Origin of the sequence: Taibaiella koreensis (assembly GCF_003545715.1) — a bacterium.
Classification (GTDB): domain Bacteria; phylum Bacteroidota; class Bacteroidia; order Chitinophagales; family Chitinophagaceae; genus Taibaiella; species Taibaiella koreensis.
In genome coordinates this window covers 721,303-741,611 of sequence record NZ_QVNU01000003.1, presented here as the reverse complement: position 1 = coordinate 741,611, position 20,309 = coordinate 721,303, and the positions used below count along the sequence as shown (strand labels likewise).

Annotated in this window: 19 protein-coding genes; 2 read left to right on the top strand and 17 right to left on the bottom strand. The window is 50.2% G+C overall.

The annotated features are described in order from the left end of the window. Positions 1-32: 32 nt before the first annotated feature. The 9 genes from DZK30_RS13155 to DZK30_RS13115 form a co-directional block, all read right to left on the bottom strand. Entirely contained in the window at positions 33-275 is a 243-nt protein-coding gene (locus DZK30_RS13155; protein WP_118974576.1) for a hypothetical protein, read from the bottom strand. Between the two features lie 59 nt (positions 276-334). Continuing rightward, a complete protein-coding gene (locus tag DZK30_RS13150) occupies positions 335-589 on the bottom strand; it encodes a hypothetical protein (RefSeq protein ID WP_118974575.1) in 255 nt (84 codons plus the stop codon). Positions 590-774: 185 nt separating this feature from the next. Beyond that, positions 775-3,672 carry a histidine kinase gene (locus DZK30_RS13145; RefSeq protein ID WP_118974574.1) on the bottom strand — a complete coding sequence of 966 codons (2,898 nt, stop codon included), beginning with the start codon at positions 3,670-3,672 and terminating at the stop codon, positions 775-777. Next, positions 3,669-4,433, bottom strand: coding sequence for a LytR/AlgR family response regulator transcription factor (locus DZK30_RS13140; protein WP_118974573.1), 765 nt, complete (start codon positions 4,431-4,433; stop codon positions 3,669-3,671). The genes DZK30_RS13145 and DZK30_RS13140 overlap by 4 nt, the downstream gene beginning before the upstream one ends. A gap of 136 nt (positions 4,434-4,569) precedes the next feature. Continuing rightward, on the bottom strand, positions 4,570-6,513 hold the full coding sequence (locus DZK30_RS13135) for a porin family protein (protein ID WP_118974572.1): 1,944 nt from the start codon (positions 6,511-6,513) through the stop codon (positions 4,570-4,572). A gap of 6 nt (positions 6,514-6,519) precedes the next feature. After that, positions 6,520-7,098 (bottom strand): RNA polymerase sigma factor, encoded by a 579-nt coding sequence (locus tag DZK30_RS13130; RefSeq protein ID WP_162903067.1) that lies wholly within the window; start codon positions 7,096-7,098, stop codon positions 6,520-6,522. A 131-nt stretch (positions 7,099-7,229) separates the two neighbouring features. Next, positions 7,230-9,110, bottom strand: coding sequence for a M1 family metallopeptidase (locus DZK30_RS13125; protein WP_118974570.1), 1,881 nt, complete (start codon positions 9,108-9,110; stop codon positions 7,230-7,232). 83 nt (positions 9,111-9,193) lie between these two features. After that, entirely contained in the window at positions 9,194-9,688 is a 495-nt protein-coding gene (locus DZK30_RS13120) for a YfbM family protein (RefSeq protein WP_118974569.1), read from the bottom strand. Positions 9,689-9,873: 185 nt separating this feature from the next. Then, complete coding sequence (locus DZK30_RS13115) at positions 9,874-11,685, bottom strand: serine hydrolase (RefSeq protein ID WP_118974568.1); 1,812 nt, start codon at positions 11,683-11,685, stop codon at positions 9,874-9,876. A 289-nt stretch (positions 11,686-11,974) separates the two neighbouring features. On the opposite strand from DZK30_RS13115, the gene DZK30_RS13110 reads away from it, so the two are divergent. After that, positions 11,975-12,502: a hypothetical protein gene (locus DZK30_RS13110; RefSeq protein ID WP_118974567.1), complete on the top strand. Its 528-nt coding sequence runs from the start codon at positions 11,975-11,977 to the stop codon at positions 12,500-12,502. A gap of 198 nt (positions 12,503-12,700) precedes the next feature. On the opposite strand, the gene DZK30_RS13105 is transcribed toward DZK30_RS13110, so the two are convergent. The 8 genes from DZK30_RS13105 to DZK30_RS13070 all read right to left on the bottom strand — a co-directional run bounded on the left by DZK30_RS13105 (position 12,701) and on the right by DZK30_RS13070 (position 19,075). Then, positions 12,701-12,979, bottom strand: a complete 279-nt coding sequence (locus DZK30_RS13105) for a hypothetical protein (RefSeq protein WP_118974566.1) — start codon at positions 12,977-12,979, stop codon at positions 12,701-12,703. 85 nt (positions 12,980-13,064) lie between these two features. Beyond that, the gene (locus DZK30_RS13100; RefSeq protein WP_118974565.1) at positions 13,065-13,514 is read right to left on the bottom strand and encodes a hypothetical protein; all 450 of its coding nucleotides are present in this window, start codon (positions 13,512-13,514) and stop codon (positions 13,065-13,067) included. A 205-nt stretch (positions 13,515-13,719) separates the two neighbouring features. Then, complete coding sequence (gene pnp, locus DZK30_RS13095; RefSeq protein WP_205529433.1) at positions 13,720-15,987, bottom strand: polyribonucleotide nucleotidyltransferase; 2,268 nt, start codon at positions 15,985-15,987, stop codon at positions 13,720-13,722. A gap of 103 nt (positions 15,988-16,090) precedes the next feature. Next, entirely contained in the window at positions 16,091-16,258 is a 168-nt protein-coding gene (locus DZK30_RS13090) for a hypothetical protein (protein ID WP_162903066.1), read from the bottom strand. Between the two features lie 26 nt (positions 16,259-16,284). Next, entirely contained in the window at positions 16,285-16,698 is a 414-nt protein-coding gene (locus DZK30_RS13085) for a hypothetical protein (protein ID WP_162903065.1), read from the bottom strand. Positions 16,699-16,813: 115 nt separating this feature from the next. Further along, a complete protein-coding gene (gene rpsO / locus DZK30_RS13080; protein WP_118952694.1) occupies positions 16,814-17,092 on the bottom strand; it encodes a 30S ribosomal protein S15 in 279 nt (92 codons plus the stop codon). Positions 17,093-17,155: 63 nt separating this feature from the next. After that, the gene (locus DZK30_RS13075; RefSeq protein ID WP_118974561.1) at positions 17,156-17,680 is read right to left on the bottom strand and encodes a hypothetical protein; all 525 of its coding nucleotides are present in this window, start codon (positions 17,678-17,680) and stop codon (positions 17,156-17,158) included. Between the two features lie 21 nt (positions 17,681-17,701). Then, entirely contained in the window at positions 17,702-19,075 is a 1,374-nt protein-coding gene (locus DZK30_RS13070; RefSeq protein ID WP_118974560.1) for a pyridoxal-phosphate dependent enzyme, read from the bottom strand. Positions 19,076-19,251: 176 nt separating this feature from the next. Between DZK30_RS13070 and pdxA the strand changes: the two genes are divergently transcribed. Beyond that, the gene (gene pdxA / locus DZK30_RS13065; protein ID WP_205529432.1) at positions 19,252-20,304 is read left to right on the top strand and encodes a 4-hydroxythreonine-4-phosphate dehydrogenase PdxA; all 1,053 of its coding nucleotides are present in this window, start codon (positions 19,252-19,254) and stop codon (positions 20,302-20,304) included. Positions 20,305-20,309: the final 5 nt, after the last annotated feature.

Here is a 20,309-nt window from a genome sequence, read left to right as displayed (position 1 = left end):
TTTATTTTGTTTGTGTAACAAATCCGACGGTATTATCGGGTACAAACCAATGAGGCCGCCTGGCATACACCCGACAGCGCGCAGGTCTGCGCCATCCGGGTTTCAAAGCACTGTATCCACTGTGTTTCCGGAACAGGTATGACCACGATATTGCAGGTGCGGCCTTCTGTTTCGTACCGGCCTGCGCCAAGGACATATTTTTCTTCAGCCGCCGTTAGCCGGCCCATAGGGACTTTCTTTAACGATAATCTTTGTTTCGGGGATTTCTTTTTCATGATCTTTTTATTTTAGGTTATAACGGGCAAAATGCATTTCTGACGCCGCTCCGATGTGATCAACAGGCAATAAATACCGATTCCATCTGGCAGCCGGGCTGACGGGTATGCATGCATGGCGGCGGCACACTCGGACAGTTAACCCGGGTAGGCGCCGTACAGGTCATATTATCGCATGTGGCGACAAAGGTGAGGCAGGAGCCTGTCGCGCTTGTAGGTGGGCATCCGCCCTTAGCCTTATCCTGTTGCTGGAGTGGCAGCACCGTCACTTTCTCCAGGGAGAGCTTTTTAATGTTCAACTTTTGTTTTTTCATCGAATGTTTATTTTAAAATGATCAATAAATATTAAGGACAAAACAGGGTGTGTAGCATCGTTGCGGTTAAATAATGCTTAAAGCTACGCACACGATACGCCGCCAGGATGCGGATTGTAGGGAAGGTGGTATTGATTGTAGGAACGGCAGGAAGGCTTGTAAGAACGGTCGCGCAGCGCCTGCTTTCAGGGCCGGATGACCAATGGCAACTCCAGCCGGGCGGTAACGCCTTTGCTGCCTTTAACATCTTCATTGGCGTACAAATGAAAGGCATAGTGCTCTTTGTAAATTTCGCCCAGGAGCGCCAACCGGCTTTTAATGGTCTGTATACCCAGGCTGCGGTGCTCATCGTTTTCCTCTGGCCGCACCATCAAGCCCTTGCCATTATCCCTGATGCGGATCAGCAAGCGGTTGCTGACGGCCGAAATATCAATATCGACATGGCCGGTATAGCCGGTATCGGGTATACCGTGCAGTATTGCATTCTCGACCAGAGGCTGTACCAGCATGGCCGGTATCATCGTGTATTCTGCAGGGATATGTTCATCGATGGTGATCGTGAATTGCAGCATTTTGCCAAAGCGTAGCTGCTCCAGCTCCAGGTAATCACGCAGTCCCGCCAGCTCTTTTTCCAACGAGATAAGCGATGCGGTATTGTTGTTGAGGTTGCGACGTAACAATCTCGAAAATTTGGTCAGGTATTTGTTGACCTCATAAGCATTGCCTTCGTTGACAAAATGCTGCACAGAATTCAGGGCATTGAAGACGAAATGCGGATTCATGCTCGATTGTAGCGCGCTTATTTCGAGCAGCGCTACCTGCAGCTTAAGATCCTTCATGTTCATTTGCCGTTTTCGCAGCCGGTTGACGAAATACATGCTCAGACTGCTCGCCGTCAGCACTGCGACAATAAAAAATAGCGCTACTGCTGCCGTTTGCCTGTGCCAGGGGACTGGAACATAGAGCCGCAATACCGCTGCCTGCGACCACTCGCTATCGCCCTTCCTGCATTTAAGGAAGAGTGCTTCCTTACCGTCGAAGCCAACCGGGATGGTCAATATGGGGTCGCTGGTTTCGATGAAATTGCCTGAAGGCCCGAAACGATAGGCAAAGACAGCCCTGGCCGTATTGCCAAAGGCCAGCGCGCTGCAATGCAACCTGATCTCGCGGCAGCGCGGCGGTAGGGCTATTTGCGCGCCATAGGCGGTCCATACTTTACTGCCACTCTCCAGCGCATGAAGGAACAGGCGCGGTGTACCTGCCTTTTTCAGCAAAGCGGTCCGGCTTAGCTTCTGTAATCCGCCATTGGTAGATGCATACAGGAATTCCCGGTCCACACAAAAGGCACGAACATCGTTTGATTGCAAGCCGCTGTTTTTGTCGATCCAGTACTGCGGTACGAGCTTGTTTCCCCTAAGCTGAAAAATGCCAATACCTGCAGTACCTGCAAGCCATAGTTTATCGCCCTCCACAAAGGCCTTTCCAATAAGCCCGTAGTGCAGCTCCCGGCCCGACAGCACCTGCAACACATTCCCATCCTTATCGGTCAAAGCTACGCCCTCGCCATCGCTTACCAGCACCAGAAGCCCCTGCCCCATCTCCCGGATATCGATGATCCTTTTTTGCAGGAAGGGATGGCCTCTTCCCGGTAGTGGCATTTTCTTACCACGCTCCAGCAACTGCAGCCCTTCAATACTGCTGTACCACAAACGATCGCTCCCCGTAGCAGGCCATACCGCATACTTTCGGGTGCCGAGTCCTTTTCCCCGTTCGGTATGGAACAGGGAGCTGCGGCCTGTTGCCGGATCGAGCCAACCCAGGTCTGTCATGGTGGCAAAGTATACTTTCTGCCCGTCTGTTTCAATGTCCTTAAAAGCGCCGATAGCAGCTGCTTTCGAATGCTGCTTTACCAGACAGCGGCTGGCCCCCGATACGACGATCTGCCGACCGGCTGTCATTCGTATGTCCCTGACGGGTAGATATTGATTTGCACCGGTAAGTCGGTAGGCCTCCTGTACATCAAAATCCTTATCGGCCATCGCGACATTGCCGCTTTCAAAACCCAAAATGATCTTCCCTTCGCTGGTCATAAACATATCGGTGACTATCTTTCCGGGCCAGTTGCTCCGGGGAGGGACCATACGCCAGTTGCGGCTATCGGAAGGATAATAGTATAAGCCTTGCGTCAGCGTAGTGATCCACACCCCGTTTTGCCGGTCGACCAGTATTTTACCTTCGTTCTTAGGATCGGGATACGAGTCGATGAGCCTAAAGACGCCGGCCGTCTTTTGCCAGCGCGTCACGCCCCCGCCATTGTTGAACGTAAATATTTCGTTTGCTCCGTTTACGTAAAATTTTTTTATAGGACCAGCCGACCGCACGGCTGGCAGAAGCAGCCGGAAATGATCGTTCCGGAACAGGTAAATGCCCTTCCTACCCGGATAATATAGCGTGTTGTGGTCGGTATAGGCATATTGCGGCATATTGGCGCTCAGCGAAGGGGCAATCCCAAAAAGGCATTTGCCATTCTTAAAAATAGAATCCCGGTGCAGGTAGTAGCGGTCTGTCCTATCTTCCCAATAACAACTTGCCGGCGCATGAACGATCTTGCTGCTTACAATCCCTGTTGCATTGATCTTGAGCAGTACATAACTGCCGTTCTGGACAAGGATATGCAATAGGTTGTTCTTCCCTTCATAAAAGCTAACGGGAATATTTTTTAATTGTATCCCGGCCAGAATGCTATCGTTGGCATCATTACGGAACCGCCCGTTTTGATAATAGGCGATACGGCCATTAAAACAGAAGAACCAGATACGCCCGTAGCTGTCCTGAAACAGTTTCAGCACTTCGTTATCGGGCAAGCCATCGGCAATGCTGAAGTTCCGGAAATAGGTACCATCGAAGCGGTATACGCCGCTATTGCCCGATAGCCAGATAAACCCGTCCCTGTCCTGTACGATATCATAAAGCTTATTGCTCAGCAACCCGTTTACTGTAGTGTATTGAATATAGCTACCGGGCTGGGAACCGGAATTATAGCCGAGCAGCAGGAAGCCTATCAATGCGGAAAGCTTTCTCACGGCTGTCTTTTTTTACAGCGTTCCAGGAAGTCAGGAAGCTTTCTGCGGCTTATCGGGATCTTATACCCTTCCATCATGTGGGCCACATAGCCTTCCCGTGAAGAATAGCCGGTAAGGTACTTCAGGTTAATGATAAAAGACTTGTGGGCGCGAAAGAACGACGATGGCTCCAGGACTGTCTCGTAGTAACCGATCTGCTTTGAAGAAACCATTTTTCTATAGCCTTCCAGGTGGAAAATGGTATAATTTCCATCGGCTTCTGCAAAGATGATCTTCTGCGCATCGATAATATCGAATCCCGCCCCATGCGGTATGATCAACCTTCCCGGCGCATCGTAATCGCTGCGTCCGGGATGGACACTGTTCTCACGCTGTATTTCTTCCTTTCCGGTATAATGTTTGTTAAGGTACCGGCTTGCCTTTTCTACCGCTGCGTTCAGCTCATCAATGTTTACGGGCTTCAGCAAATAATCAAGCGCATGTGCCTTGATTGCAGACAAGGCATACTGTTCATGCGCCGTAACAAAGATCACCGCCTGTTTCTCGGTGTCAATGCTACGGACAAGACCGAACCCTCTTTCGGAACCGAGGTGAATATCGATAAACAAAAGCCCGACCGTCTTTTCCTTCAATACGGAAACGGCTTCGGCAACGGTAGCAGCGCAGTAGATGTCGCCAACCTGCGGACAATGCTTGCGCAACAAGCCTTGCAGGCTCATTCGGGCAAGCGCTTCATCATCCAGGATCAGGGCGGTGTTCATGGGATCTGGTTTATAGGAGTGCGTCACAAAGTAAAACAATATAAATATATTTTCCCTTTTCGATACGCATAAAATGACCGGGCATAAAAAAGCCGGCAAGACGATGATCCTGCCGGTTTCTTTATAGAGATGAATGCTATCGCTTGTCCATAATGTAGATCACTTTGTCTTTACGACCGAAGTAATAACCGATAGAGAACTGCATGGTAGGAATGCGGAACATCCTGTTGATAGCATCCGTTTTGCCGGTGCTGTTATCCCATACAATCTGGCTCACCCGCGCATCCAGCGATACCTTCCTGGAAACGTCGTAGCTCATTCCCCATACATAACCCAGCCCGAAACGGGAACCGAAGTCTTTTTGCTCATCTACCTTAAAGAAAGCATCGCGGAACGGATTCTGGTTCTGGCTTTGATTTTGCTCTACGTTGGTGGTATTAAATGTATTTTCCTTGCTCCATTTAATCGGGAAGGCGTATGCCATATCAAGGCCTGCAAATATGGACAAACGTCCCAGGTTATAGCTTAGTGTTACCGGCATTTCCAGTGCGCTGAAGCTATTGATCTTATAGGCCGAGGTGGTGGTATTTTGCTGACCGGAGAACAGCCATCCTGAACCCACTTGTTGGCTGCTGATATTTTCAAAGGTCACTGAACGGTCCTCAACAGAGTAATTGCTGAAGTAGTGATTTACATATTTCAACTCTGCCGTCAGGGTCAGGCGTTCACCCAGGGAATAAAGGCCGGCTACACCCAGCTGCATCCCGAAAGCACCAGGGTTTCCGAAGGAAGCATTTCCGCCCACCAATATGCCGGTATAGAAATTATGGGAACCGTCGAAATAGTTGGAAATACCCTGCGATGTATTTTGGATCAGCTGGTTGAATTTACCGGGATCTACACGACGACTAGCTACCTTGTATTGGTTCAGGGGTACCAGGCTCACAATCTCTTTTTTAGAAAGTGTCCGTTCTTTCAGGCTGGCTGAAGGTATTATTTTCTTCGTGCTTGCCTCTATGCCCATTTTCCGCAGAGTGACCAGTTCAAGCTGATCCAGCGGAACGTAGCGCACCTTTTCCACGCGGGTCACGGCTACGGTATCCATTGCCGTTTTATAGGAAGACCCGCCCTGGTTCCGGTTGCCGGAAGCGACAAGCCGCTCCACCAGGTCTATGCGTTTGAAGGTATCACGCTCTTCCTTATACAGGTTACCGTTGTTATCCCTCACGATCTTTTTGCTGTTCAGCGCCAGCGGCAATTGCTTTACGCCCGTATTGCCGGATGCATAGTTTTTGTTGCCGGCTGCCGGCTGCATTATTTCGCCCGCGATCGCCGGTTCTGCATTCTTTGCATTGGCCGCGCTGCGTCCCGGTTTGATCTGTTCGATCACCCGCTGCTCTTCCATTACCTCTCCCGTATTTCCTGCAGTGTGCACCTCTGTTTTGCGCTGGGCTCCATTGTTAGTGGCCATAGCAGCATGTTGTTGTGGCCGGCCGGTCGATGTCTCATGCGCTGCAGCGCTGGCCGGGTTTCCGAGGCCGGCGGCATTTGTTTTTTGTTGTGGGCCGCCGGTTCTGTTTACAGCGGCTGTTGCGGCATGTGCATTACCTGTATGCGTTGTGGCGAGCTCCGGAGCAGCGGTCCCGCTTCCGGAACGGGTGTTACGGGTACGGTCTCTGTTTGGCGCTATGCCGGCTGCCGTTGTCTGGCTGTCGGATGGTCCATTATTCCCATTGCCGTTGTTCCTGCTGCCATCGGCGCTCAGGCGGGGCCTTGCGTCGCTGCCAGCGGCGGGTACCCCAACAGTATGCCTGGCAGCGGTAAGTGACGCAGCCGGTGTTTTGGAAGATTCGTTCAGCTTGTAATAAGTAGCGCCACCACCTGCAGCCAGCATCACGGCCAGAACAGGGATGAGGAATCGACGGAAAGATCTGCCGGCAGATACAACAGTACCCAATGGCATTTCCTTGTCCAGAAGCTCCTTCATGTGCAGCCAGGAGCCCGGGCGTTCCGGTTCCTCAGCATTCCGCAGCTTTTTAAACAAATCGTCAATATGGATGAAATCTTTCTGGTTATCCATACCGTGTTATTTTTTTAAATGTAAGTTCAGTTTTTCCACTTTTTCCTTGAGCATGCGCCGGGCTTCCGAAACGTGCCATTTTGATGTTCCTTCACTGATGCCCAATGCTTTAGCAATTTGCTTATGCGGGAGATCGTCCAACACAAACATATTGAATACCGTTCGCGTAGCTTCCGGTAGTTCATGGATCAGGTTGATCAGGTCGTTATAATAAAGCCTTCCGGCATGGTCTTTATGAACAAATTCATCTTTTTCGATCAGCAGTACATTCTCTTTATACTTGGTATTGGACGAAGCATAGTCGGCAACAGCATGGAAGACGATCCGCCGCAGCCAACCTTCAAACGAACCTTTAAAAGAATAAGATTCAATCTTCTGAAATGCCCTCAGAAATCCGTTGTTCAATATCTCTTCCGCCTGCATCTGTTCGGGAAAATAGCGACGCACCATGCTCATCATCCGTGGATAGAAGAGATGGTACAGCTTCGCCTGAGCTCCCCGCTCATTACGGGCACACCCGTAGATAAGCTCCTGGAGTTCATCGGTTTTTACAGATACGTTATTATATACCAATGCTACGGACAATATTTAACAGGTTTTTTATTAGTCCTTGGCTTTTAAGACCGTTCACCGGCAGAAAAAGTTGGGTCGGGGCGCGACAATATAATGGCTGTCGACACCTCTAATTTAACGCAAATATTGCAATGGACAACAAATCATTGCAATATTTCGTCAATCGTTTTCTGGGCCAGCGGATGATAGTTGGGCCTGGCTTTGTTGTAAATATCCCGTGCCATGACAAGGCCTTCGGGGGTCGCCTTCATGGCCTTATACAAGGGCTCCAGGAATTTCTGGCGCCCGGTTACGTAAAGGAATTGTTTCATGGCCGGGTAAGCGGGCTCATAATGGTTGCGGATCGCCTGCAAGAACCAGAGATCGGCGAGCTCGCTATTGCCGGTTTGCGTGAGGTGAAAAGCCTGATCGAGGTCCTTCATCTTTTCTACCGGCATTCCATTGGGCAAATGACGTAAAAAGTGCATCCATTCATAGGTGCTCCACCCCGCGGTGTCCAGCTTCGCAGCCGGCGTACCGGCGGCGAAAGCCGCGCTTTGGGCCTCTGCTTTTTTAAACCGCAGGTCGCCGGCATGCGGACAATTGGCAGGTATACCGGGCCCGTATACCCAGGCGTCGATATTGATCTTTTTCTTCCAGTCGGGATGCTGGTTCAGCAAATGCTCGTCCAGGTAGGCCAGGAATTGTTCCGTTTCGATCGTCTTGAATGCATGGCTGTCGAAATAACCCCGCAGGAAACGGTCCATATTGTCGCGACCTACTGTTTGCTCCACCAGGTACAGGAACGCAGCGCCTTTTTCATAGGCGATATCGGTAAGACCTATATCCGGATCGCGGCCCTTAAGGTCGAGCTTCAGCCAGGTATCCTTGCTTTGCGCACCCAGTTCGTCTACAGCCGCCTTCATATCCTGGAAACCCAATTCCCATAGCATATCGACATAATCCTTGCCGTAAGTGGCTTCGGTGATCCTTCTTTCAAAATACACGGTAAACCCTTCGTTGAGCCAGAAATCGTTCCAGGTAGCGTTGGTCACTAGGTTGCCGCTCCAGCTGTGTGCCAGCTCATGCGCAATGAGGTTGACCAGCGACTTGTCGCCGGCCAGTATGGTAGGCGTGCAGAAGGTCAGCCGTGGGTTTTCCATGCCGCCTATAGGAAAGCCGGAAGGCAGCACCAACACATCGTAGCGCCCCCAGCGGTAGGGTCCGTAAAGCTTCTCAGCTGTATGCACCATTGTGCCGATGTCCTCGAGCTCTTTGTGCCCTTTGGGTAGCAAGACAGTCTCGGCATAGACGCCGGTGCGGCTATCTACGGCAGAAAAGCCGATATCGCCCACGGCCAGTGCCATCAGGTAGGCCGGCACGGGTTGTTCCATTTTAAAATGGTAATTACCATCGACCGATCGTTGCTGCGGATTTTCGGCGCTCATCAATGCCATCAGGCCAGCCGGCACCTTTACCCTGGCATCGTAGGTATAGCGTATACCGGGACCATCCTGGCAGGGTATCCAGCTGCGGGCGTAGATCGACTCGCTCTGTGTATAAAGGAAAGGCTGTTTCTTGCCAAAAGTCTGCGCCGGGTCAAGCCACTGTAAGGCTGTCGGGTGCGTACCGGTACTGTAATAGATTGTCAGCGCCTTATTCGTGCTCTTTACAGGAATACGCAATGCGCTACCCAACACAGTATCTTTGGCTTCCAGCACAAAAGAGGCTTTGCTGCCATCATCGAGGAGCACACTGTCGATCGTAAGGTCCCAGGTATCGAATACAATGCTGCTGCTGCTTTTGAGAAACTGAAAATCCCAGTGAGCACTTCCTTTGATCTTTTTTTGGTTAAAATCGACGGCAATATCGAGGCCCAGGTGCGTCACCTTTACACTGTCGGCATTGGAAAGAGTGTGCCAGTCTTTCTCGATGGTCGCGGCAGCCGGCGCCTGCTGCGCTGCTTTTGAATCCCCGGTACCGGATTGACAGGAAGCCAGCAGGCACAAGGCCGCCAGCGGAAGCATGAATACATGTTTGTTCATTGAATATCGCGGCGCCTGCTAAAAGCGCTTGCTGCAAATATAACGGTATCATGCGGTATACCCGCTTCGCCGCATAGTATACCTCACTGAAGGAAAGTGATCAACGCTTCCCTGTTACCGGCTGCAGTGGCCAGTATTTCCTGCACCAGTTCAAAATATTCAACCAGGTAATCATCAGTGCCTTCTTCCTGCCAGGCATTGCCGGGATAAACGCCGGCCGCCGTCATCGCGGCAGCATCGAAGCGGGTCTTCAACACAGCAGGGTCTATATCTTTCAGCGCTTCATAAAGCGCCTGCACCTGGCCGGCATCCAGGTAATGCGCGGGTCCCGTGCCCAGGTTTTGATCTTTATCGATCAGCTGCCCGCTGAATATGAGCCGGGCCAGCGGATGGCCCGAAGAGGAATTTTGCCCCGTAAGCAGGTAAATGATCCCGTCCCATGATTTGTCGATGTCGTAGCGGCGTCCATCTTCATCGGTGGCATGTATTCGCGCTGCCAGTTGCGCGCTGTCGGCCAGGTAAGTGTCCAGTTCCCCGGCGCTTACTCTTAAAAAATGGGCGGTCATGCCGTCGTTCATTGTTGTTTGTTTTGGTCAACCGGTGGCAAAGTTACGGGTTGCCGGCATGCGGGAATGAAGTGATCAACGTCACAGTGCATGTGTACGTCAAGCGTGCCTCTATCCAAATAAAAATACCCCGCAACAGCGCTGCGGGGTATTTACGGAGTATCCGGCCGGCCTTGGGACACAGCCCGGCTCAGTATTTATTTTTTCTTCGCCTTGAAGGTGCCATTGGGCTGGATGATCTTTACCGCGGTAATGGCGCCGTTGTCGCCGGGTTCAAACTGAACGCTGTAGCCAGTGATCTGCTTCAAAGAGAAAGTATGGTTGCCCGTAGGAATGGTTTCATAATCGGGCTGTCCCGGCACAGCTACATAAAGGACATCTCCTTTGGTATACACCTTGATAAGGACACCCGACAGCTCATAATTGCCTGTGTATGGGGTGAGCTCGTTTGCCGTTACCGCTTTGGCCGCAGGCCTGTATAGAAATTCGATTGGCTTCACGCCGCCTTCGAAAGGGGCTTCCAGCGAAGCTATTTTACCATCATCGTCATAGTGAAAGATGATGCGAACCCCTTTATCCGCCGTATCGACAACGCCTTGCGTATGATCTACCCATCTGAGCGTAAATATATCGTAGGCATAGTGTTGCAGGCAAAAGCGCTCTGGCCCCGCTGTTCCCCATAAGGTATCCTGCGACAGGGCGATAGTCATATCCCCCGCCTCCGGACTGTTGTATATGCCTTCGTAGTCCCGGAGCGGATGGGAAGGTCCGGCATTGGGCCTTTCTTCATTCACTACAGCCTGCTCTGCTTCTTTTTGCTGCTTCGCTGCCTTCTCCACCATCGCCTTCCTTTCTTTACTCCAGTCCACATATTGCAGCTTCAGAAGCTTGTCAGCGATCAGGTTACGGGCAAGTACAGGCAAAGGCGAGTTGTTTTGATTGCTGAGAATAACGATGCCGACACTATCGTTGGGAAAGAAGGAAATGTTGGCCGAAAATCCGTCGATATTGCCACCATGATCCACACGGTAATGGCCACGATAAGAGTTGAGAAACCAGCCCAGGCCATAGCTGCCGCCATGCAGATCGGGATGTTCCTTGCCGGGCGCACCGTCGCCCATAGCCATTTGCGCCGAGATGGCGTCGGAGACATAAAAGGGCGGCAGCACTTCTTTACCTTTATACTGTCCGCCGTTGATCCACATCATTACCCAATGTGCCATTTCCATCGCGCTGCTGTTGATACTGCCCGCAGGGCCCATACCAGCGATATCGTAGTATCCCATTTTCCTGATCACGCCGTCTTTACCCACCTTATATCCCAGCGAAGCATCGGGATCCTGTTGCAGGGTTTGGATCGAGAGACCGGACCGGGTCATTTCCAGGGGAGCGAAGAATTTTTCACGGATATTATCTTCCCAACTGCGACCGGTAAGCTTTTCCACCAGCACGCCCTGCCCCAGGAACATAAAGTTGTTGTATTGCCACTTTTCCCGGATAGCAGCAGTAGGTTCCATATACCGTACGCGGTACAGCATGCTATCCCGGGCCCTGGTGTTGAAGAAGTACCAGGAGTAATCGTGGCGGGAAAGACCCGTGCGATGACACATCATATCCCGTATCGTAATATTGGCATCCATATTGTCGTTGTAAAAATGCAGGTCGGGCAGGTAATCCCTGATCTTATTGTCGAGCTGTACCTTCCCGTCTTTTTGCAGCAAGCCTACCAGGCCGCAGGTAAAGGCCTTGGTAGAGGAACCTATTGCAAAAAGCGTATTGGGTGTTACCGGCTTTTTGCCTTCATAGTCGCGATAACCGAATCCCCTGCTATAGATCACCTTATTTTTTTCGACCACAGCAACGGCAAAGCCGGCTGCATGCCAGTCGTCCAGCAGCTTTGACAGGGATGTCTCGATGCCGGCAAGACGTTTGTCAGAGGATTGCGTTTCCTGTGCCCAGGTCGTGCATACCAGGCAAAGACCCAACAATAGCGCGTAGTACTTTTTCATTTTTATCTTTTAAAATAAAGTGACTATCCGGATATAGGAAACAGAATACAATTTGCTTCTAAATAACGGTTGCTGAGCTCGTCGAAGCACCATCTTTGTCCTTTCGACAAGCTCAAGGACCGGCTTTGTTTCCTATATACGGATACTCAGATAAAATAAATAACCGAGGCACAAATGTAGGAGAAACCTTTACGATGTAATCCGGTTTCGTATAAAAGAATTGACCGGATATCTCCGGTACGATTAACATACCGCTATCGCCTTCTTGTTATATTTGTCCTTAAAAAAAATGGTGCAAAAGGTAGAAGTACTTACCGGGACCTATATCAGGTCGTTAATGATCCTGCATCTTGCCCTGGTCTCCGGGCAGGTAATTTTTGTCCTGGTCTCCCTGTTCCTCAATATAACCCATGCCATGGCACCCATTTCCTTTTCGCCTGAGGTTCGCGGGAGCTTACTGTATATCGCTCCGGCAATAGCAGCAGGTGGTGTTGCTGCCGGCTGGTTCCTGTTTAAACAAAGGATAACAAATCTGAAGCTGTTGCCGCCCTCAACCGAAAAGTATGCCGGTTACCGCAGCGCATCTCTCCTGCGGTATGCCGCCATGGAAGCACCGTCTCTCGTGGCCACTATGTTGTTCCTGCTGAGCGGGAACTATTATTACCTCATTATCGCCGGTGCGGTTATTCTTACTTTTATCATCGTGCGGCCTTCAGCGGCAATGCTGATCAGGCATCTGCAACCTTCGTTCGAGGAGCAGATGGCGCTGGAACAGCCAGATGCGGTCTTGTATGAAGATGACAGGGTCTTGGGATAAAGCAAAAAAAGAAGCGTACGGTTTTCCCATACGCTCCTGTATTAAAATTGTCTGACCATCCGGATATAGGAAACAAAGGCGGTTCTTGAGCTTGTCGAAAGGACAAAGATGATGCTTCGACGAGCTCAGCAACCGTTATTTAGAAGCAAATTGTATTCTGTTTCCTTTATCCGGATAGTCAATAAAAACTGCTTTTGGCTAGGCTTCCAGGTCGGGTACCTCATCCAGCTTGTTTGCCGTTCTGAACTCATCCGTTTCAACAGTAAAAGAGCCTGCCAGACTAGTAACCAGGTCCTGGTTCTCGCTGATATGTTCAAATATCTTCATCAGCTTTTCTTCCAGGCCTTTATTGTTGAGGTTAATGTTGTCGGCCTCGATCTGCGAGATCTTTTTTAGCACGGCAGTCTGGCTGTTGGCCAGGTCTTCCAGCTCCCGCCCTATTTTCTCCATCATTCTCAGTTTTTCCAGTGGCTGCATAAGCGTTGTTTTGTTTGTTTAAAAACATTATTTATGCGAATAAGTTCCCGCCGGAGCATGCTTTTAACAATTTCCTGCCGGTTACTTATAGTTCATAGGCCAGGTATTCCTTCGCATGCTTCAGATAGTAGACAAAGACCCTATCGCCTTCCCTGAAGATGCGGTAAGGATCGGGAACAAAGCTTTTGATGTCTTCGGAAGAAAGCCAGTAGATATTGATACCGGATGGCGTATCGAATACTTTGGTGATCTTTACCTGTTCTTTTACGATATAACCCAATCTATAATCTTTGTAATAGTGAAGCTTGACCTGCCTGAGTTTATTTAGGATGTAGAGATAGGCAAAACCCAAAGGCAGGAGGAAAAATAAGATGTGGTAAGCGGACCGGTGAATAGCTATATATACACCCATAAATGCGATCAGAAAAGTAAAAGCAGAAAGTAAACCGACACCCTTCCTCAGAGGCCTCAGATAAGCGAGCCTCAATTGATCTTTATAATCTTCTTCCATCGGTATCAGGTTAATGTCCTCCATGCTTCATCAAAGATAAAGGTATCATGGAAAAAGCCGGCATTAGTACTAAGGCAAACATTTTTATGATAGGTCTGGATTAGATTTCACACGCCACCGGAATAGAACAGGCAGTTTACATTTTGGATATGCGCCTTTGTGCCGTATAGAGAAGAATGCCTGCCCTCTTGCGAAGGCAGGCATTGACAGTTATAGAACAGGCTTGGAACTAGTCTTCGCTTGATTCTGCTTTAGGCTCTTCTTTGGGCCGGCGTTCGGGGCGATCACGACGCTCACCGTCGCGGCGTTCGGGACGCTCACGGCGTTCGCCTCTTTCGCCTCTCTCCCCTCTTTCGGGGCGCTCAGGCTGCTCTACGTAACCTTCGGGCTTTTCCATCAGCACCTTGCGGCTCAGGCGGAATTTACCGGTCTTGGGATCGAGGCCTACCAGTTTGATCTTGATCTTGTCGCCTTCGTTCAGCACGCCGTCGAGGTTATCAAGACGTTTCCAGCTTACTTCGGAGATATGCAGCAGGCCTTGCTTGCCCGGCATGAACTCTACGAAGGCGCCGTAAGGCATTACGGATTTCACTACGGAATCGTAAGTCTCGCCGATCTCGGGTACCGCAACGATGCCTTTGATCCAGGAAAGTGCCTTGGCCAGGTTTTCGCCATTGTTGGAGAAGATCTTCACCACGCCGGTTTCGCCTACTTCTTCGATATTAATCTCGGTATCCGTTTCGCGCTGGATCTCCTGGATGATCTTACCACCTGGTCCGATCACGGCGCCGATGTACTCGCGGTCGATGATGATCTGCTCGATGCGTGGCGCCTGCGGTTTCAGGTCGGCACGACGCTCGGGGATGCAGACATACATTGCGTCAAGGATGTGCAGCCGTCCGCGACGGGCTTGCTCCAGAGCGCTCCGCATAACATCCATGCTAAGGCCGTCTACTTTAATATCCATCTGGATACCGCATATGCCATCGCGGGTACCGGTTACTTTAAAGTCCATATCGCCCAGGTGATCTTCATCGCCCAGGATATCGGTAAGCACTGCCCATTTGCCATCGCCGGCGCGACTGATCAGGCCCATGGCCACACCGCCTACGTGCTTGGGATAAAGCACGCCTGCATCCATAAGCGCCAGGGAACCGGCACATACGGTAGCCATAGAAGAAGAACCGTTGGATTCCAGGATATCGGATACGATACGCACCGTGTATGGATAGCCCTCGGGCATCATCATTTCCAGGGAACGCTTGGCCAGGTTACCGTGACCTACTTCACGACGGCTGGGACCACGCTGTGGTTTCACTTCGCCGGTAGAGAACGGCGGGAAATTATAGTGCAGGTAAAAAGTCCTGTAAACTGAAGTACCGGCGGTTTCTACCAGCATCTCGTCGTCTTTGGTACCTAAGGTAACGGTAGACAAGGCCTGTGTTTCACCGCGGGTAAATAAGGCAGCGCCGTGGGGAGAAGGCAGGTAATCCACCTCCATTTCCAACGGACGCACTTCATCCAGGCGACGGCCATCCAGGCGACGGCCTTCATCCAGGATCATATTGCGTACGGTATAGAACATCAGGTCTTCGTACACACGTTTGGCCAGGGCCAGGTCCTCATCAGGCGTATCTTCGGGGAAAGAAGCCATCAATTCTTCTTTCACCACTTTATAGGCATTGCTGCGCTCGTGCTTACCGGTACCGCCACGGGAAATTTCCAGTACACGGGCGCCGGCGAAAGCCTCTACTTTATTTTTTATTTCCTCATTCTCATAAGGAGCGGCAACTTCTCTTTTGGCGGTCACGCCTACTTTGGCGCGCAACTCTTCCTGAGCTTTCACCTGTACACGTATCGCTTCATGGGCTTTCTCAATGGCGATGATCATATCTTCTTCCTGGCACTCTTTCGCCTCGCCTTCCACCATCATAATATTCTTGTCGGTAGCGGCGATGATGAAGTCCATATCGGAGGATTTCATCTGCGTAGTGGTAGGATTAATTACATATTCGCCATTGATACGGCTTACACGCACTTCGGAAATAATTTCCTGGATAGGAATATCAGAAACCGCCAAGGCTGCAGAAGCAGCCAGACAGGCCAGCGCATCGGGCTGTACCTCAGGATCGTTGGAGATGAGGTTAACAATAACCTGTACCTCGCAGAAATAATTTTCCGGGAACAGGGGACGCAATGCCCGGTCGATCAGACGGGAGATCAATACTTCGTAATCGCTGATGCGGCCTTCACGTTTGAAGAAAGAGCCGGGAATGCGGCCCGCAGAAGCGAATTTTTCCTGGTAATCGACAGTCAGGGGAAAGAAAGACTGTCCTGGTTTGGGCTCGGTAGCCGCGACTACTGTTGCCAGCAGAATGGCGTTGCCGCAACGCACGGTTACGGAACCATCGGCCTGACGGGCGAGCTTGCCCGTTTCGATTGTAACTTCACGTCCATCGTCCAGCTTGAACGATACGGAAATTGGTTTCAGCATCATAATTTGCTATTTATTTTGTCATCTGGGGCCTTGTTTCAGCGTTTTGTCCTTTTGCCCCGGGTATAAAAGGACGGTATTTGTATTGAATGCTTAATTAAATTTTTCACAACCTGTTCTGTGCCCTGTATCTTCTGATCAGCAGAACCAGAAAGCCCGCGTTCATTATCAGCAGCACGCTGCACAGGATCACCAGGAGCTTGTTGCCATCTCTGGTTGCCCATACCAGGCAAACGATCAGCGCGATCATGGCTATGACACGCCAAATCAGCATTCCGTATTTTTTGATCATGGGCTATATCATTTGCTGCGATCACCGGCGCCGGCCAGGTCTGCGCCCGGCTTCACTATAATTGTCGTCAGTGGTGTGCCGTTCTTATAATAGTAAGCATAGCTTACCTGGATCTTGTTTTTCCTGTAAAACTGCATCTCTGCCATGGTATCGGCATAGTCGGTCAGCTCTTTTTTTACCTTGTGGTAAAAGCTCGCCGGATCCACATCGCCTTTGGCCACATGTACCAGCGTATAGCTGAACTTTATGCTTTTGCCTTTCGCCGATACACTGTCCATGCGCACACCATCGGCTACTTCCCTGGGTCCCTTTTTATTGAGCTGTTCGGCTTCTTTGCGGAGCTGCAGGCTCACCATATCATCCAGGGCCGACTGACAGCCGGATAAGAACACTAGCATCAACAGGAAGGCCAATAGTCTCATAATCCAAACAAAGCGAAACAGGTTAAGCTTATTTATACAAGCCGGCTATAAACGCAAAAAACTATTCCCAACGCTGTTTCGGTTGGGAATAGTGATATGGAGAACCATAGTATAATTATTTACGCAGGCCTAATTTGGCGATCAGCTCACGGTAGCCTTGCAGGTTGGTGCGGCTCAGGTAAGTGAGCAGACGTTTACGCTGTCCTACCATTTTAATCAGGCTCAGGTTGGAAGAATGGTCTTTCTTGTTACCGTTCTTCACGTGTGCTGAAATATGCAGGATGCGCTCGGTTAGCAGAGCGATCTGAGCTTCTACAGAACCTGTATTTTTTTCAGATCCACCGTAAGTTTTGAAAATATTTGCCTTTTTAGCGTCGATGGTTGCGTTAGCCATTTTTAATGAATTGTATTTTTATTGTACCTCACAAAATCGGAGCGCAAAGGTAAGGTATTTATTTTAATTTCCAATTCTGCTTGCATAAAAGTTTGTCGTATGCGCTTTGCTTTTATCGGAAAGCTTCAGATCAAGGTTAAATGCCGGCCGGCTGCCCATATTCATATTTAGAAAAATACCTGTATAAAATCCTGACATTTTACTATCTGTAAAACACACATTGTAGCCTATATAAGCCGAGGCCCAACCGAATACTGATAATCCTGCTGCCGGAGTTAAGTTCAGGTAAGGGTGCACATAGCTAATATCCACCTTACCCGCCAGACAATAAACCTGTAGCTCATATCCTATTTTGGGACCGAAACGAACTTTATTATGTTCATTAAACAAGGCTACCAGTGTCGCAGATGGTCCGCTTGAAGCGGTAAACCCGTCAGAGCAATGATAGTATCCTATTTCCAGGCTTTTTGATCCCAGTTCTGAGTTTACACTGGTGTAACCGGCCTTGATATTGGGCACGTACTCGTTTTTTTGGCCATAGGCATGCAGACTAATAAAAGCAGAAATCAAAGCAATCAGTTTATGCATACCAGGTATTTTTACCAAAAATTATCCTTTCGACAAGGCATTCAGCACATCATACTTTGTAATGATATGATAATCGCCGCTGTCGTCCTTGGCCAGCACGCCGCCGTTCTCCTTGTTGATATAGCTTGTAAGGCGCTCCAACGGCGTATCCATAGCCACCAGGGGAATGGGCGCTTCCATTGCAGCTTCTACGGTCTGCTCCTTTAAATTGATATCCTGCATCAGCTTTTTGAACAGTCCGTGCTGGGATACCGAGCCGGCAATAGCGCTGCCTTTCGTTACCGGGATCTGCTCGATATCGTACTGATGCATGAGGTCCATAGCCTTTTGTACGGTCTCACCTGCATCGATGGTCACCAGGCGGCGACGGCCAAGGCCACCGATCAGATCCTGTACGGTATTCACGTCCAGAAAACCACGATCCAGCATCCATTCATCGTTATAGACTTTACCCACATAGCGGCTGCCATGGTCGTGGAAGATCACCACCACCAGGTCATCTTTGGTCAGCTTGCTTTTCAGCTGCTTCAGGCCCGATAGTGCGGAGCCGGCAGAATAACCCACGAAAATGCCTTCTTCTTTAGCGATACGGCGGGCCATCACGGCGCCATCTTTATCGGTTACTTTTTCAAAATAATCGACGCAATCGCGGTCGTAGTTTTCCGGCACAAAATCTTCCCCGATACCCTCTGTAATATAAGGGTGCACCTCCTTCATATCGATCTCGCCGGTATTAAACCATTTGGTTAGCAGTGAACCATAGCTATCGATGGCCCATACCTGTATATTGGGGTTCTTTTCCTTAAGGTATTTGCCCGTACCGGTAATGGTACCGCCGGTACCGGTAGCTACCACCAGGTGCGTTATTTTGCCTTCGGTCTGCTCCCATATTTCGGGGCCTGTCTGCTCGTAGTGCGCCAGGCGGTTGGCCAGGTTGTCGTATTGGTTCACGTACCAGCTGTTGGGCACTTCGGTAGCCAGCCTCTTGGATACGGAATAATAGGATTTGGGATCTTCGGGCTCTACATTGGTGGGGCAAACGATTACCTCGGCGCCAAAAGCCTTCAGGATATCTACTTTCTCTTTGGATTGCTTATCGGTAGTGGTAAAGATGCAGCGGTAGCCTTTCTGAATAGCCGCCAGCGCCAGCCCCATACCAGTATTGCCCGAGGTACCTTCGATAATGGTGCCGCCGGGTTTGATCCGGCCGTCCCGCTCTGCTACTTCCAGCATTTTCAAAGCCATACGATCCTTGATGGAATTGCCCGGATTAAAGAACTCCACTTTGGCATATACCGGGCAAGGCAGATCAGCCACAGTCTTATGTAATTTGATCAATGGTGTATTCCCGATCGTATCCAGGATATTGTCGTAAACTTTTTTATCGGCGGTCATAAAACAGGATGGTAAAATTTGAGTCGCAAAGGTACAAAAATTACCAGGCATGCGGCAACAAGACATTGCCCGCATGCTCCCGAGCCACGCGGAACGCCCGAAATTGAATATCATTGCGTAATTTGCAGCCCTGTTGCCGGGAAGTTCCGGCGGTTTATTCTTATGTATTTGTGATTATGGAAAAACCCATTATCGGTATTACCACCGGCGACCTGAACGGTGTGGGCCTGGAGTTGATCATCAAGATCTTTTCCGATAACCGCATGCTGGACCTCTGCACCCCCGTTATTTTTGCTTCCAATAAAGCCATTAACTTTTACCGGAAGCTGGTGCCCACCGATCATCAGTTCAATTTTGCCAGCACCAAAAGCTTCGACGAGCTCAATCCCAAGCAGGTCAATGTGTTTAACTGCTGGGAAGAAGAGGTGGCCATAGCGCCGGGCGAGCTTACACCCGAAGGCGGCAAATATGCCGTGCGCTCCCTGCTGGTAGCGGCCCAATGCCTGAAGGATGGGCAGATAGACGCTATCGTTACAGCCCCCATTCATAAAAAAAACACCCAGGTCCCCGACTTCAACTATACGGGACATACCCCTTTCTTTAAAGAAAAGTTTGAAGCAAAAGATGTGGTGATGCTGCTCTACAATGGCGATTTCCGCGTAGGGCTCATCACCGAGCATATTCCCGTGGCCGAAGTAGCCAAAACTCTGACCACCGAGCTCATCATCCGTAAGGCACAGATACTGAAAGAGGCCCTGATAAAGGATTTCGGCATCGCCAAACCGAAGATCGCCTTCCTGGGGCTCAATCCCCACGCCGGCGACGATGGTCTCATCGGTACCGAAGAGCAGACCGTGATCAAGCCGGCGATCGACAGCCTGATGAATAGCGGTATGCTGGCCTTTGGTCCCTACAGCGCCGACGGGTTCTTTGCTCATCACCATTATAAGCAGTTCGATGCTGTGATCGCCATGTACCACGACCAGGGGCTTATTCCCTTCAAGTCGCTGAATAATGGCGAAGGCGTTAACTATACTTGCGGCCTGTCCGTAGTAAGGACATCGCCCGATCACGGCACCGCTTTTGACATTGCCGGTAAGAACCTGGCCTCACCCGATTCGATGCGGGAGGCTATTTACCAGGCTATCGATATACTTAAACAAAGAGCATCGTACGCTACTTATACGGCCAATCCCCTGCAAAGGCAAAGGCTGGCCAAAGAGCGCTAGTAATA